Annotated in this window: 8 protein-coding genes; 3 read left to right on the top strand and 5 right to left on the bottom strand. The window is 72.4% G+C overall.

All coding sequences use genetic code 11. The annotated features are described in order from the left end of the window. Window positions 1–8: 8 nt before the first annotated feature. The 3 genes from JS521_RS13125 to JS521_RS13115 form a co-directional block, all read right to left on the bottom strand. Window positions 9–1,301: an MFS transporter gene (locus JS521_RS13125; RefSeq protein ID WP_205083034.1), complete on the bottom strand. Its 1,293-nt coding sequence runs from the start codon at window positions 1,299–1,301 to the stop codon at window positions 9–11. Then, complete coding sequence (locus JS521_RS13120) at window positions 1,298–8,677, bottom strand: non-ribosomal peptide synthetase (protein WP_205083032.1); 7,380 nt, start codon at window positions 8,675–8,677, stop codon at window positions 1,298–1,300. Before JS521_RS13120 ends, JS521_RS13125 begins: the two co-directional genes overlap by 4 nt. 90 nt (window positions 8,678–8,767) lie before the next feature. Next, a complete protein-coding gene (locus tag JS521_RS13115; protein WP_205083030.1) occupies window positions 8,768–12,304 on the bottom strand; it encodes a non-ribosomal peptide synthetase in 3,537 nt (1,178 codons plus the stop codon). 269 nt (window positions 12,305–12,573) lie between these two features. Here JS521_RS13115 and JS521_RS13110 point away from each other — a divergent pair, with 269 nt between their 5' ends. Further along, the gene (locus tag JS521_RS13110) at window positions 12,574–13,080 is read left to right on the top strand and encodes an FBP domain-containing protein (RefSeq protein WP_205083029.1); all 507 of its coding nucleotides are present in this window, start codon (window positions 12,574–12,576) and stop codon (window positions 13,078–13,080) included. 77 nt (window positions 13,081–13,157) lie between these two features. Here JS521_RS13110 and JS521_RS13105 read toward each other — a convergent pair whose 3' ends face one another. Both JS521_RS13105 and JS521_RS13100 read right to left on the bottom strand, forming a co-directional pair. Further along, window positions 13,158–13,376 carry an MbtH family protein gene (locus tag JS521_RS13105; protein WP_205083027.1) on the bottom strand — a complete coding sequence of 73 codons (219 nt, stop codon included), beginning with the start codon at window positions 13,374–13,376 and terminating at the stop codon, window positions 13,158–13,160. Between the two features lie 51 nt (window positions 13,377–13,427). Next, entirely contained in the window at window positions 13,428–13,646 is a 219-nt protein-coding gene (locus tag JS521_RS13100; RefSeq protein WP_205083026.1) for a hypothetical protein, read from the bottom strand. 176 nt (window positions 13,647–13,822) lie between these two features. On the opposite strand from JS521_RS13100, the gene JS521_RS13095 reads away from it, so the two are divergent. Beyond that, entirely contained in the window at window positions 13,823–14,869 is a 1,047-nt protein-coding gene (locus tag JS521_RS13095; RefSeq protein ID WP_205083024.1) for a helix-turn-helix domain-containing protein, read from the top strand. 113 nt (window positions 14,870–14,982) lie between these two features. Continuing rightward, the gene (locus tag JS521_RS13090) at window positions 14,983–15,567 is read left to right on the top strand and encodes a TerD family protein (protein WP_205083023.1); all 585 of its coding nucleotides are present in this window, start codon (window positions 14,983–14,985) and stop codon (window positions 15,565–15,567) included. The last annotated feature ends 207 nt before the right edge of the window (window positions 15,568–15,774 follow it).

Raw genomic sequence — 15,774 nt, 5'->3', positions numbered from 1 at the left:
GGTGCCCCTCAGACCGTTTCGGGATGGTGCTCGGGGATGACCCGCACCGAGCGGACGTCGGACAGGACCAGGACCACCGCGGAGAGCAGGACGCCGACCGCGCCGAGCAGCAGCGTCTGCTGGGTGCCGATCCAGCCGCCGAGGAGTCCGCCGGCGAGGGCGCCGACCGGCGTGATGCCCATGACGATCATGCGGATCGAGGCGTTCATCCGGCCCAGCAGCCGGTCGGGCGTGAGCGCCGTGCGCAGGCTGCGCTGGTTGACGTTGTAGACGATCACCATGGCGGCGTCGATGAAGTACATGACGACGATCAGCAGTGCGGCGACGACCTTGGGGAGCAGGGTGGCCACCGGGATCAGCAGGGCGGTGATCCCCGCGAGCCCCAGCGAGAACACCATGGCCCGGCCGACGCCCAGCCACGCGCTCGCCCGCTCCGCGATGAGCGCGCCGACCAGGGCGCCCGCGCCCGATGAGGCGAAGACCAGCCCGATGTAGAACGGTTCGAGCCCCAGCGTCCGGGTGATGAAGATCAGGAACACCGGCTCGATGACCAGGGTGAACAGGTTGAACAGCAGGGTGGCGGTGACCAGGGTGCGGATCACCTTGTTCCGCAGGATCGGTTCCGCGCCCTCGACGATGTCCCGCCAGATGCTCTGCGGCGCGGGTGCGTCCGCGGCCTCGGACGGGGCCGGCTTCTCCTCCCGGTGGGCGATGAGCCCGGTGAAGACCGCCGAGAGGAGGTACGTCACCGCGTTGATGATCACCGCGAACGGGGCGGAGATGACCTGGAGCAGGGCGCCGCCGGCGGCGTTGCCGCCGATGTCCGAAGCGGAGCTGCTCAGTTCGAGCTTGCTGTTGCCGTCGACCAGGTGCCTGCGGTCGATGAGCAGCGGCAGATAGGAGGAGCTGCCGATGTCGGACACCACGGTGCAGGCGCCGATGAGCAGCGACACGATGAGCAGCAGCGGGAAGGTGAGGAAGTCACCCGCCCAGGCCACCGGGATGATCAGCAGCAGCACCGCGCGCAGCACGTCGGTCAGGATGAGGATGGGCCGCTTGGGACTGCGGTCCAGCCAGACGCCGACGAACAGGCTGATGAAGAGGTACGGCAGGGTCTCCGACGCGACCAGGACCCCCATCTCGAACGGGGTCGCCGAGAGGGATACGGCCGCGATCAGCGGGACCGCCACGGCGGTGACCTTGGAGCCGAACAGCGAGGCGGTCAGGCCGAGCCACAGGTTCCGGAAGTCCGCGTGCCGCCACAGACTCGTCTTCTTCTCCGTGACCTTCGTCTCCGTCACCGGTTCAGCCCTTCGCCCATGATCTTCTCCATGTCTTTCGCTGTCTCCCGGATGTGCGCGCCGCGCACGATCCCGTAGTGGTCGGTGTCGAGGTCACGCACGACGAGGGGTCCTCGGGCGGCTTGCGCCCAGGCCCGCGCGGAGCCGAGCCGCGCCCCGTCCGTGCTCTGGTAGAAGTGCACGGCTCCCCGGTGGGCGGGGGGCCGGTAGGCCGCGGCGGCGAGCGTGTTCGCCCGGAACACCGCGTAGTGGCGGGCGAGTTCGCCGGCGGTGAGCCCGGCGCCCGCGCCCTGCCGGGACAGCTCGTCCCGGACGGCGCGCAGCCCGGCCTCCTCGTCGCCGGCCCCCTGTGCGGCGGCCAGGGACGCGGCGAGCTGCTCCGGCAGGGAGAGCCCGGCGGACCGCAGGAGGTCCTCGGCGAAGTCGGCGAGGAGGGTGTCGGGGGCGCCGCCGGTCCCGGGGAACCCGGTGTCCAGCAGGGCCAGCAGCTCGACGGCCTCGCCCTGTTGGGCAAGCGTGTGGGCCACCTCGTGTGCCACCAGACCGCCGAAGGACCAGCCGACGAGCCGGTACGGTCCGGCCTGCTGGACCTCCCGGACGGCCCGCAGGCCGAGGTCGGCCAACTCCCGCACGGTCGCCGGCGGAGGCGTTCCGGGGGTCAGTCCGGGGGCGGGAAGGCCGTGGACCGGCCGGCCCGTCCCGAGTACGGCGGCGGCCTCCCGGTAGCACAGGACGCCCCCGCCGACCGGGTGGACGAGGAAGAGCGGAGACTGCCCGCCGCCGTCCGCGAGGGGCACGGCAGCGCCGGGGCGCCCGTCCGCACCGCGCCCGTCGCACAGCAGGGCGGCCTGCCGGGCGACCGTCGGGTGCGCCAGGACGGCCGAGACGCCGAGCCCGGTGCCGTACGCCGCGTTGATCCGGGAGATCAGGCGCAGGGCCAGCCGGAAGAGTTCGCCCGCCTGGAAGAAGTCGTCGTGGATCCCGAGCCCGTCCCGCCCGAGCAGCTGGGTCCAGATCTCCAGCAGCCGCTTCTCGCGGGCGTCGCGCGGCGGGGCGGCGGTCCGCTCCCGCGGCAGCGGACCGGCCGGGTCGGGCAGCCGCTTGCGGTCCAGCTTGCCGCTGTGCGTCAGCGGCATCGCGGCCAGCGGGGACCAGGCGGTGGGCACCATGTACGCGGGCAGGGCGGCCGCCAGGTGGGCGGCGAGCGCGGCCGGTTCGGGGGCGGTGCCCGGGGCCGGCACGTAGTAGGCGGCGAGCCGCTCCTCGCGCAGCAGCACCGCGCACTCGGCCACCGACGCGTGGGCCGAGAGCACGGCCTCGATCTCGCCGAGTTCGATGCGGAAGCCGCGGAGCTTGATCTGCGCGTCGGTCCGGCCGCGGTACTCCAGCGCGCCGCCGGGCAGCCGCCGGACCAGGTCGCCGGTGCGGTAGAGCCGCCCGGTCACCCCGTGGGCGTCGGTGTGCCGGACGAAGCTCGCCCCGGTCAGATCGGGCCGCCGGTGGTAGCCCTCGGCGAGTTGGACGCCGCCGAGGTACAGCTCGCCGGTCACGCCCTGCGGGACGGGCAGCCCGTGCCGGTCCAGGACGTGCAGTTCGGTGTTGGCGACCGGCCGGCCGATGGGCACGATGCCGCTGCCGTCGTCGACGCACGTCCAGTGGGTGACGTCGACGGCCGCCTCGGTCGGCCCGTACAGATTGTGCAGCTCGGCCGGGAAGCGGGCCAGGAACCGTTCCTGCAAGTCGTACGGGAGCGCCTCGCCGCTGCACACGACCCGGGTCAGACCGGTGCACCCGGCGGTGGCCGGGTCCTCCACGAACGCCTGGAGCATGGAGGGCACGAAGTGCGCCGTGGTGACGGACTCCGCCTCGATCAGCGCCGCGAGGTACGCCGGATCGCGGTGCCCGCCGGGCTTCGCGACGACGAGGACGCCGCCCGCGAGCAGGGGCCAGAACAGCTCCCAGACCGAGACGTCGAACGTGGTGGGCGTCTTGTGCAGCACCGGTTCGCCCGGGCGCAGCCCGTACGCGCGCTGCATCCACAGCAGCCGGTTGGCGATCGCCCGGTGGGAGACCACGACTCCCTTGGGCTTCCCGGTCGAGCCCGAGGTGAAGATCATGTACGCGGGGTCGGCGGGCCCGGAGGGTGCCCCGGTGCGCCCGGCAGGGGCGGTGTCGCCGGACGCCTCGGACGCCTCGGACGCCTCGGACGCCTCGGACTCCCCGGACTCCCCGGATTCCTCGGACTTCCAGGACTCCCCTGGCAGGACGACCTCGATGCCGGGGCCGGCGACCTTCGCGTCCCAGGGGGCCGCCGAGATCACCAGGGAGATGCCCGCGTCGTCCAGGATCCCGCGCAGCCGCTGCTCGGGGTGGTCCGGGTCGAGCGGCACATAGGCGGCGCCGGACTTCAGCACCGCGAGCAGCAGGACGGGAAGCTCCAGGGAGCGTTCCACCAGGACCGCCACGAAGCGGCCGGGGCCCGCGCCCCGCGCCCGCAGCCGGGCGGCCAACCGGTCCGCCCGCACGTCCAGTTCGCGGTAGGTCAGGGTGCGCCCGTCGTACCGCACGGCCGGGGCGTCCGGCGTGTGCCGGGCCTGCTCCTCGACCAGGGTGTGCAGCACGTGGGGGCGGTCGAACACCTCGGCGGTGGCGTTGGCATCCGCCAGGGCGCGGTGCTCCGCCGGGGAGAGCAGATCGGCGCGCTCGTAGCGGGCCTCCGCGTCGGTGGCCAGTGCGGCGAGCGCGGCGGCGTAGTACCCGTGGGCACGCTCGACGCTCTCCGCGTCGAAACGGGCGGCGTCGTGCCGCAGCCCGAGCCCGAGCGCGCCGTCGGTGCCGTCGCGGAAGAACTCCGCGCCGAAGGGGAAGTTGGTGTGGGCGATCCCGCGCTCGTCGAGCACCCGCACGGGCGACCCGGCGGACGCCTCGGGCCCTTCCGCCACCGATGCCTCGACGTGGAAGTGGGTGTAGTTGAAGAACGCCTCGAAGAGCTCGGACGTACCGGCCTCCCGCACGATCTCGGAGAGCGGGAACCTGCGGTGCCGCTGGATCGCCAGATCCACCTCCGCGGTGGCCCGCACCAGATCGGCCCAGGTGCCGCCGGTCAGCCGGGCGCGGACGGGCAGCGTGTTGAGGAAGACGCCGAGGGCCACATCGCCGTCGCGCTCCTCGCTGCGCCCGCCCAGGACCGCGCCGGTGACGACGTCCGCGGTCCCGGTCAGCAGGGACAGCACGCGCAGATGCACGGCGAGCAGCACGGTCCGCAGTGGAACCCCGAGGTCGCGGGCGAGCGCGGTGAGCCCCCGGTGCACCGCGTCGGGCACCGGCCGCTCGTCGATCTCCATGACCGGACTGGCCTGCTCCGGGGCTGCGGCGGGGGTGCCGGGCAGCCGGGTCAGCGTCGAACCGGCGAGCTGGTCCGCCCAGAAGCGGCGGCTCTCCTCGTCGGCGATCGCCTCGCGTTCCAGGCGTACGTACGAGGCGAAGCGGGCGGCCGGCGGCGGCGCGGTCTCGGGTACGGCTCCCGAGAGCCCCCGGCCGTAGCCGAGGACCAGTTCGGCGAAGAGGGAGCGTTCGCTCCAGCCGTCGAGGATCGCGTGGTGCTCGCTGATGAACAGCTGCAGGGTGTCGTCCGTCAGACGCTGCACATGGAAGCGGATCAGCGGTGCCGTCAGCGGGTCGAACAGCGCGGCGCGCTCCCGCTCGAACCTGTCGTCCGCCGCCGCGTCCCGCTCCGGCCCGGTCAGCCCGCGCAGGTCCTCGAACGTCAGCGGCAGCGGCACCCGCTCCCACACCAGCTGCATGGGCTCGTCGAAGCGGCCCAGGTCGAAGGAGGTCCGCAGGATCTCGTGCCGCCGCAGCAGCCCGGCCACCGCCTTGCGCCAGGACCGCTCGCAGAAGCCGGCCGCCAGGCGGTACGTGGAGACGTTGTGGTACTCCGTGCCCGTGCCGGACAGGTCGCTGTGGAAGAGCATCCCGCCCTGGAGCCGGGTCATCGGATAGGCGTCGGTGACGCCGTCCGGCACCCGGGCCCGGTCGGCCGCCGAGAGCAGCGAGAAGGTCGGGCAGCCGCTCTCGTCGCCGGACCGGTCGGCGGTGCGGGCGACCGCGGCGAGCGTGCGCACGGTCTGGTGGGTCATCAGGTCGGTGAAGCCGATCTCCAGGCCCGCCTCGCGCGCCAGGGAGAGCAGCCGGATGGAGCGGATGGAGTCGCCCCCGAGAGCGAAGTAGTTGTCGTCGACGCCCACCCGCTCCACGCCCAGGGCCCGGGCCCACACCGAGGCCAGCGTCTCCTCGGCGGCGGTGGCCGGAGCGGTGAACGCGCCCGCGGGGGAAGCCGCGCGGGGCGCCGGTTCGGGGAGCTTCGCCCGGTCCACCTTGCCGTTGGCGGTGAGCGGGAACTCCGGCAGCACGGTGAAGGTGGACGGGATCATGTAGCCGGGGAGCCGGCGGGCCGCGTGGCCGCGCAGGGCCTCGGGGTCCAGGTCCGCGCCGCGCGCGGTGACGTACGCGGCGAGCGTGGCGTGCCCGTCCGCGTCGGTGTGCAGCACCACGACGGCCTCGTGGGCGGCTTCGTGCTCTGTGAGCGCCGACTCCACCTCGCCCAGCTCGACCCGGAAGCCGCGCAGCTGGATCTGCGAGTCGATGCGGCCGCCGTACTCCAGGTCGCCGTCGGGCAGCCGGCGGGCCAGGTCGCCGGTGCGGTAGAGCCGTTCGCCCGAGCCGGGGACGGAGCCGGTGGCGGGGACGGGGGCGAAGGGGTGGGGGACGAAGCGTTCGGCGGTCAGTTCGGGCCGGTTGAGATAGCCGTCGGCCAGGCCGCTCCCGCCGACGTACAGCTCACCCGTCACTCCCGGCGGCCCGGGCCGCCCGGGCCGGTCCAGGACGTAGAGCTGGAGGTCGTCGATGGGCTCGCCGATGACGCTTCCGGTACCGGCCCGCAGGTCCTCCAGCGTGATCGGGCGGTAGGTGACGTGCACGGTCGTCTCGGTGATGCCGTACATGTTGACCAGCCGAGGCGTGACGTCCCCGTGCCGGGCGAACCAGTCGCGCAGGGCGTGCGGGTCGAGTGCCTCACCGCCGAAGATCACCTGGCGCAGGGCGAGTTGCCCCGCCGGAGCACCCTCCGTCTCCTCGGCCTCCTCGGCGCGGATGAGCTGGTAGAAGGCGGAGGGCGTCTGGTTGAGCACCGTGACCCGCTGCTCGCGCAGCAGGCGCAGGAAGGCCGCGGGCTCGCGGCTCGTCTCGTACGGCACGATGACGAGCCGGCCGCCGTGGGCGAGTGCTCCCCACAGCTCCCAGACCGAGAAGTCGAAGGCGTAGCTGTGGAACAGCGTCCACACGTCCCGCTCGCCGAACCCGAACCAGCGGTCGGTGGAGGTGAACAGCCGGCTGATGTTGCGGTGGGGGACCAGCACGCCCTTGGGGCGGCCGGTCGATCCCGAGGTGTAGATGACGTACGCGAGGTCGTCGGGGCCCGCACCGCCGGGCGGAGGGCCGGCGGGGTCCTTCACGGTCGCGTCCTCGGCCGCGTCCGCAGTCGCGTCGTCGGTCGCGTCGTCGGCGTCCAGGACGTTCCCGTCGAACCCCTCCCACCACTGCGGAACCCCGCCCCCGGTGAGGATCGTGCCGAGCCCGGAGTCCTCGACCATGTGGCGCAGCCGCTCCACGGGATAGGCCGGGTCCAGGGGTACGTAGGCGCCGCCGGCCTTCAGGACGGCGAGGAGCCCGGTCACCAGGGCGGCGGACCGCTCCATGCTGACGCCGACCAGGGTGCCCGGTCCGACGCCGTGCGCGCGCAGCCGGCGGGCGAGGCGGTCCGCGCGGGCGTCCAGCTCCGCGTAGCCGATCGTGGTGTCGGCGTCGACGAGTGCCACCGCGTCGGGCGTCCGGGCGGCCCACCGGGCGAAGCGCTCGTGGACCGGCTCCGGGGGAGTCTCCGCGCGGCCGGGGGCCAGGGGCGGCGGGGCCAGCTCCGCGTACTGCGCGTCGGACAGCATCCGCAGCGAGGACACCGGGGCGTCCGGGTGCGCGACGATCTCCTCGATCAGCCGCCCGTAGTGCTCGGCCAGCGCCCCGACGATCCGGTCGTCGAACAGGTCCGTGCGGTACTCGAAGACGCCCGAGGCGCCGCCGTCCGGGGTCTCCGCCACATCGAGGGTCAGGTCGAACTTGGCGGTGCCGGTGTCCACGGGCACCGGCCGGGCGGTGATCCCCGGCAGCCGCAGCTCCTCGTCGCCGGTCTCGTTCATGCCGAACATCACCTGGAAGAGCGGCGAGGCGTCGGCGGTGCGGTCCGGGTTCTTCAGCCGGACCAGTTCCTCGAAGGGGAGGTCCTGCTGCCCCTGCGCGGCCAGCACCCGGTCGCGTACCTGGCCGAGGAGTTCGCGGAACGTCGGATCCGCCGACAGGTCGGCGCGGAACACCGTCGTGTTGATGAACAGCCCGACCGTGTCCGCGAATTCGTCGCGGTGCCGACCGGCGATCGGGGTGCCGACGACGATGTCGTCGAGCCCGGTGTAGCGGTTCAGCAGGATGTCGAAGGCGGCGAGCAGGCCCATGAAGAACGTGGCGTTCTCACCGGCGCACAGTGCGCGCAGCCGCCGGGCCGCCGGGGGCAGCGGGAAGGCGAGGTCGGCGCCGGCGCCGCGCGGGGCCGGCGCGTCCGCTTCCTGCCCGGCCGGCGCCTGCGTGCTCCGCGCGCGGGTCGCGGGCAGGCGCAGCACGGGCAGTTCGCCCGCCAGCTCCGCCTCCCAGTGCTCCCGCTGCCGCTTCGCCTGCGGGCTGTCCAGCCACTCGTCCTGCCAGGAGGAGTAGTCCGCGTACTGGAACTCCGGCTCCCCGGGATCCGCCGCTTCCTCGCCGTTCACCAGGGCGGTGTACGTCGCGGTGAACTCGCGGATCAGGATCTCCGTCGACCAGCCGTCCGCGACGATGTGGTGCATGCCGAGCAGCAGCACCGAGTCCCGGTCGCCGACGCGCAGCAGCCCGGCCCGGAAGAGCGGCCCCTCGGCCAGGTCGAACGGGCGGGCCGCCTCGTCCCGTATCCCGGCCGCGGCCGCGGCCTGAGGGTCCTCGGCGTCCCGGACGTCGCACTCCTGCCATGCGAAGTGGGCCTCGGGGCTGATCAGTTGGAACAGCTCACCCTCGCGGGCCACGAACGTGGTGCGCAGGGCTTCGTGCCGCTGTACGAGAGCCTCGGCGGCCCCGCGCAGCGCCCGGCCGTCCACCGCACCCTCCAGCCGGTGGAAGATCGGCAGGTGGTACGTCGGCGCGTCTCCGGCCAGCTGCTGCAGGAAGTACATGCGGTGCTGCGCCCGCGAAGCGCGGAACTCATAGAATTCCGGTTCGGCTGCTCCAGGCAGTCCGGTCGTCACGACGTCCCCATCCCTCGATGTCCCTCGATGTCCTTCGACGCGCCTCGGTGAGCCTCTGTGCGCCTCGGTGCCGGGCGGCTGCAGCACTGCTCAGCGCAGGAGTTCGAGCAGGGAGCGCATCTCGTCCATGCTCATTCCGCTGATCTTTTCCCTGAGGTTGCGGTCCACCTCGTCGGCGAAGCCCCGCAGCACCGGCCGGTCGAACACGGTGCGCAGCGGCAGCTCCAGGCCGAAGCGGTCGCGGAGCCGGCCGGTCACCCGGGTGGCCAGCAGCGAATGGCCGCCCAGGTCGAAGAAGTTGTCGTCCGCGCCGACGCCCGCGATCTCCAGCACCTCGCACCAGATCTCGCCGACGGCCCGCTGGACCGGCCCGTCGAGAGCGGCACGCTCGTCCTTCTCCGCACCCATGTCCTGCGCGGGGTCGGGCAGTTGGTGCCGGTCGGTCTTGCCGTTGGCGTTGAGCGGCAGCCGGTCCATCACGACCAGGAACGGCGGCCGCATGTGGTCGGGGAGCCACTCGGCCAGATGCGCCCGCAGCGACTCCACGGTCGGCGCGCCGTCCTGCCCGCCCCCCGCGACGTAACCGCTCAGCCGGTACTGCCCCGAGGGCGTGCGCCGGGCGACCACCACGGCGTCCCGCACCAGGGGGTGGTCGCGGAGTACGGACTCGATCTCGCCGAGCTCGACCCGCATGCCCCGGACCTTGATCTGGTGGTCGTTGCGCCCGACGAACTTGATGGAGCCGTCGGGGCGCAGGTAGCCCTGGTCGCCGGTGCGGTACAGCCGCTCCCCGGTGCCGAAGGGGCTGGCGACGAACGCCTGGGCGGTCTTCACCGGGTCGTTGAGATACCCGCGGGCCAGGCCGGCGCCGCCGATGTAGAGGTCGCCGGTGACCCCGACGGGCAGCGGGGCGTACGCCGCGTCGAGGACGTGGACGGTGTTGTTGTCGAACGGCGCCCCGACGCTCACCGCCCCGGTGTCCTCGGCGTCGGCGGCCCCGCACGTACGGATGGTGGAGTCGATGGACACCTCGGTGGCGCCCCAGGTGTTGTGCAGGGCCCCGGGCATCGTCTCGCGGAAGCGCCGTACGGACGCCGGGGTGAGGGCCTCGCCGCTGGAGACCGTGTTGCGCAGGGAGCCGAGCGCGAGCCGCTCGTCCGGGGTGATCTGGTCCATCAGCAGGTTCAGCATGCTGGGCACGGTCTGGAGGAGGACCGTCCGGTAGGCCGTGGCGGCGGCGAGGACCGCCTGCGGGTCGCGGTGGAGGCCCGGCCCGATCAGCGCGATCCGCCCGCCGTACATCAGCGGCCAGAAGAGTTCGAGCGCCGAGTCGTCGAAGGTGAGCGTCGTCTTGTGCAGGACGGTCTCGCCCGGCCGCAGGGCGTGCTGCTTCTGCATCCAGACCATCCGGTTGACCCAGCCCTCGTGGGTGCTGGCGACCCCCTTGGGGGCCCCGGTCGAGCCGGAGGTGTAGTAGACCGACACCAGGTTCCCGGGGTGCACGGCGACCGCCGGCCGGTGCGCGGGGCAGGCCGCGAGGGTCTCGTGGTCGTCGTCGACGAGGACCACGTGGGCCGCCTCGGGGGCCCGCTCCGCCTGGTGGCCGAGGGTGAGGCAGACCTCCGCCCGCGCGTCCGCCATGATCTGGGTCAGCCGCTGGCGGGGGGCCTCCGGGTCCAGGGGCAGATAGCCGCCCCCCGCCTTGAGGACGGCGAGCAGCGAGACGACCAGCTCCGGCGACCGGTCCATGCAGACGCCGACCACGTCGTCCGGCCCGACCCCGAGCCGCCCCAGGTGGTGGGCCAGGCGGTTGGCCTGCGCGTCCAGCTCCGCGTAGGTGAGTTCGGCGTCCCCGTGCACGACGGCGGCGGCGTCCGGGTCCGCGTCGACACGGTCCTCGATGAGCGCGTGCAGGGCCCGGTCCGCGGGGAAGTCCACGGCGGTGTCGTTCCAGGCGTCCAGCTGGTCCAGCTCGGCCCGGGTGCAGAGCCGGTGGCGTGAGAGGCCCGCCCGGGGGCCGTCGAGGACCTGGTCGAGCAGGCCGAGGAAGTGGGTGACCAGCCGTTCGGCGGTGGCCCGGTCGTAGAGGTCGGTGCTGAACTCCAGGTCGCAGGCGAACGATCCGTCCCGCTGCCGGGCCATGAAGAGCGTCAGGTCGAAGCGCGAGGTCGCGCCGGTCGCCCGTACCGGCTCGGTGTCCAGGCCGTCGAGGCGAAGGGCGAGGTCCTCCCCTTCCTGGTAGGCGAAGACCGTCTGCACGAGCGGCGCGTGGCTGGTGACGCCCTGGAGGCCGAGCCGCTGCACGATCTGCTCGAACGGCACGTCCTGGTGGTCCAGCGCGTCCAGGCAGGTGGCGCTCACCCCGCGCAGGAAGTCCTCGAAGGTGTCGTGGTCCCGGTAACGGGAGCGGACGGGGACGGTGTTGACGAAGAAGCCGACCAGCCGGTCGACGTCGGGGTGGTGCCGGCCCGCGACCGGGGTGCCGACGACGAGGTCGCGCTGCCCGGAGTATTTGTGCAGCGTCGTCAGGAACGTGGCGAGCAGCCACGCGTAGACGGTGACGTCGTGCCGTCGGCTCGCCTCCGCCACCCGGTCGCCGAGCTCCTGCTCCAGCGTGAACAGGACGTGGTCGCCGTCGTAGGACTGGGCCGCCGGGCGCGGGCGGTCGGTGGGGAAGGCCGACAGCTCCGGGGCGCCGGACAGCTCGCTCTCCCAGTGGGCCAGCTGCCGCTCCCCGACCCCGTCGTCCAGCCAGGCGCGCTGCCGGGCCGCGAAGTCCGCGTAACCGAGGGGCAGTTCCGGCAGGCCGGTGGCCCGACCGGCCCGTGCCGCCGCGTACCCCTCGGCCAGCTCGTCGAGGATCAGGGTGGTGGACCAGCCGTCGGTGACGACGTGGTGGAAGGTGAGCTGCAGAACGGCGTCGTCCTCGGCGATCCGGTAGAGCGTGGCCCGGAACAGCGGTGCCGCCGCCAGGTCGAAGGGGGTGGCGATGTCCGCCTGGACGAGGCGCTCGGCGGCCGCCGCGGGGTCCGTCCCGTCGCGCAGGTCCTCGACGCGCAGCTCGGCGCGGAGCGAGGGCTCGATCCGCTGTACGGGCCGGTGTCCGTCCAGCCGCAGGGCGGTACGCAGGACCTCGTGGCGGTCCACCAGCCCCTGGAGGGCGGTCCGCAGCGCCGCCGTGTCGAGCGCGCCGTGGATCCGGTGGACGAGCGGTTCGTTGTAGGCGGCGGAGTCCGGGTCCAGCTGGTGCAGCAGCCAGAGCCGTTCCTGCGCGTGGGACAGGGGGAGGCCCTCGCGGGCATCCGGGGCGGTGCCCGGGCCGGCCGGGACGGCGGCCGGTTCGGTGTGCGCGACGGCGGCCGGGGCGGACAGGGTCGCCGGATCGACGAGGCCGGCGAGCAGCACCGCCAGCTTCGCGGGGCTCCGCTGCTCGAAGATCCAGGCGAGCGGCACCTCGCCCGTCGCCTTCGAGCGGATCTGCATCGCGGCCCGGGCGGCGAGGATGGAATCACCGCCGCATGCGAAGAAGTCGTCGTCGGGCGCGAACTCGGAGAGGCCGAGGGCATTCCCGAAGACGCCCGAGAGCCAAACCTCTACTTTTTCCTGAGATTCACTGCGCGAAGACACGTCTACCCCGACCCCAAAGAGAAAGTTCATCGATCCTGCGGACTTGTCGCCCTGCCTGTGCACAGGCCTCCACGGGCATGCCTTGATCCTGCACTTCACGACGGGGGAAAGGGGCGGCGACGGTGGCTCACATACCTGCATGACAGCAACCTGAGTGCCTGGCATATCGGAATCCAACGGATCAAAACGGACAGGGATTGTCCGCTGTCCGGTGTTCCCCGGGGTGAATCGCGTGTTCCGTCGGGAGCCCTCCGATATATTTGCCCACCATGGATCCACTGAGTGAAAAAGCCATCCGGAATTCCTTTGTGAACTGCACCAAGGGGGAGGCGTCCCGGCTGCGCCTCCCGCTCGGCTTCGGCGAACTGGCCTGGGAGGACCTGGACTTCCTCGGCTGGGTCGACCCCGGCGCACTGCTGCGGTCCCATGTCGTCATGCCGGGTCCGGACGGGCCGCGCGGAATCACCCTGCGCGTTTCCAGCGCCGCCCGGAAGAGCGCGGTGAAGTCCAGCATGTGCCAGATATGCCTCACCGGTCATTCGTCGTCCGGCGTGAATCTCTTCGTCGCACCGCTGGCCGGCCCGTCCGGGCGGCAGGGCAATACCGTGGGCATCTATGTGTGTGCGGACCTCGCCTGTTCCCTGTACATGCGGGGGAAGCGGCAGCCCAAACTGCGGTTCAGTCAGTACGAGGAATCCCTCACCCTTGAAGAGCGCATCGCGCGGGCGATGGACAACCTCACCAAATTCGCGGACAAGGTGGCCGGGATCGCCTGAGGAACCGGACACGCGAAAATGCCCGCCACCCCCTCGGGGGTGGCGGGCATTTCTGCGGGACAGTGCCGAAACCAGGATCAGCGGGCGGCGCTCTCCATGGCGTCCACCAGACTCTGCGGCCGCATGTCCGTCCAGGACTCCTCGATGTGCGCCAGGCACTTCTCCCGCCCGGCGGGGCCGAACGCCTGTGTCCACCCGGCGGGCACCTCGACGTGGCCGGGCCACAGCGAGTGCTGGTTCTCGGCGTTGACCAGGACGTAGTACGTACCCTCGGCGTCCTCGAAGGGGTTGCTCACAGCCAGTTCCTTTCGTGTGGCAGTCGGATCTGCGGGGTCGGACCCGCGACGTCAGGCCGTGCGGCCCCAGCCGGTCTCCGCGGCCATCGCCCTGGCGCCCGGCGCCCCCCAGCCGGTGTCCTTGGCGATCGTCCTGACGGCCGGAGCCCCCCAGCCGGTGTCGTCGTTCGTGCCCCGGCTCTCGACGGCGACGGACAGCCCCGCGACGCCGACGACGCCGACGACGGCCAGCGCGCGGACGACTCTGACGGCCTGAAAGAAGTGCCTCATGAAGCGGTGTCCTTACCTGCTCGTACGAGAGAGGCGCCGCAGGCGCCCCTCTGCACCCCCCGTGGGCACACCGTCACACTGCCAGTACCTCGTCCGCTCGTGGCTGGTTCTGGTGGGCCATAAAGTTGCATGTCAGGTTGATGATCGATGGACATACCGGGATGAAAGGCCGTGATATGGAATTGCCGGAACGTATCGATGCGGTAGAGCCTTCCGGCGACACTTCCCAGGCCGTCTACCGGTTCGCCCTGCGCCAGACCGCCGTCACCGCCGCCGATGTGGCGGCCGCCCTGGCTCTCGACGTCGGGGCCGCCGAGGACCACTGTGCGCAGCTCGCGGACCTCGGGCTGCTGGCCGAGGACACCCGCGCCTCCCCCACCGTCTTCCGGGCCGTCGACCCGGAGACGGCAGGGGAGCGGGTGCTCGGCCCGCTGGAACGGGTCATCCGCACCCGGCGCCAGCGGGCCGAGGAGGTGCGGACCCGGCTCCTGGAGTTCAGCCAGGTCTACGAGGAGCAGCCGGTGCGGACCGACTCCCGGGGCACCGTGGAGTTCCTGGCCTCCCTGAGCAGTACGCGCGCGGCGATCGTCGAGCTCGCGGCGAAGTGCGAGTCGGAGGTGCTGACCGCGCAGCCCGGCGGCGGCCGGCGGGCCGAGGTCCTGGAGGAGGCGATCTCCCGGGACGAGGCCATGCTGAGGAGCGGCGTCCGGATGCGCACCCTCTACCAGCACACCGCCCGGTTCAGCCCGGGCACCCGCGAGTACGTCGACCGGGTCTCGCGCATGGGCGCGGAGGTCCGCACGCTCGACGACCAGTTCATCCGCGTGCTGCTCTTCGACCGCAGGGCGGCGGTCATCGGAGTGGAGAGCGACCCCGGCTCCGCCATCATCGTGCGCGAGCCCAACCTCATCCACTTCATCGCCGAGACCTTCGACCTGTGGTGGCTCAACGCGGCGCCCTTCCCCCTGGAGTGGAGCAACCAGGAGGTCGCGGACATCGCCGACCAGCTGAAGCAGCGCATCGCCCTGCTCCTCAGCGAAGGGCTGACCGACCAGACGATCGCCAAGCGCATGGGCATGTCCGTGCGCACCTGCCGCCGCCACATCGCCGAGATCATGGAGCGCCTGGGCGCCAAGAGCCGCTTCCAGGCCGGCTTCCTGCTGAGCGCCCGCACCGAGGTGTTCACCGCCCCGGAGGAGCCGGGAGCCCCGGAGGACCGCTGAGCCGGGCCCCGATCTCGTACGATCCGGAACTGTCCCACGTCCTCCGGGGACCGCGGACCGGAGGCACCAGGCACACTTCATACGTAAACAGTCGAGCCACGAAGGACTCAGGCATGATCACGTTGACGAAGGAAGACGGCCCGGCGGACCTGGGCGGGGTGACCCACCTGTCCATCGGGGCGTCCTGGGATCCGACCGTCGGGAGCAGCGGCGGTCTGATGGGGAAGATCCGGCAGAAGGCCGGTACGGACCTCGACCTGATCGCCATCGCGCTGCAGGGCGGCGACCCGGTGCGGCTGGCCGGTCTGGACTCCCTGGACCCGCTGGGCAACGGCTCGCTGGTGCACAGCGGGGACAACCAGACCGGGCACGGTGACGGCGACGACGAGACGGTGACCGTCGAGTTCGCCAAGATTCCTTCGAACATCACGTCGATCGTCTTCATCGCCGCCGCCTACAAGAAGCGCAGCTCGTTCAGCAACGCGCGCAACATCAGCTTCAAGGTGTACGACGCGACGGGCGGCAGCACGCAGCAGGTCGCCGACATCTGGCCGAGCATGCTCACCCAGGACAACGGCGTCGCCGTCGCCAAGGCGATCCGCGAGGGCGCGGGCTGGAAGCTCCAGGTGATCAACGAGACCGGGAAGATCAAGCAGGGCGACGAGCACGCCCTGATGCGGTTCGCCGTCAGTCGCTAGTCGCTCCGTCAGCCGGTAGTCGCCGGGGCGCGGGACGGAACGACGAACGCGGCCGCGGTACCCCGCCTGAGCGGGTACCGCGGCCGCGGGTCTTCTGCCACCTGTCACCCGATGCGGTCGGGGGACCCCCGACCCCCCCCGGTCACGCCCCGGGCCGCGCCGGGCCGGGGCCCCGGGGGGGGCCCCCCCCCCCGCCGCCGCCGCGGG

This window comes from Streptomyces durocortorensis (genome assembly GCF_016901035.1).
GTDB classification, from domain to species: Bacteria; Actinomycetota; Actinomycetes; order Streptomycetales; family Streptomycetaceae; genus Streptomyces; species Streptomyces durocortorensis.
The sequence above is the reverse complement of the archived record's forward strand: the minus strand, read 5'-3'. Positions and strand labels throughout refer to the sequence as shown.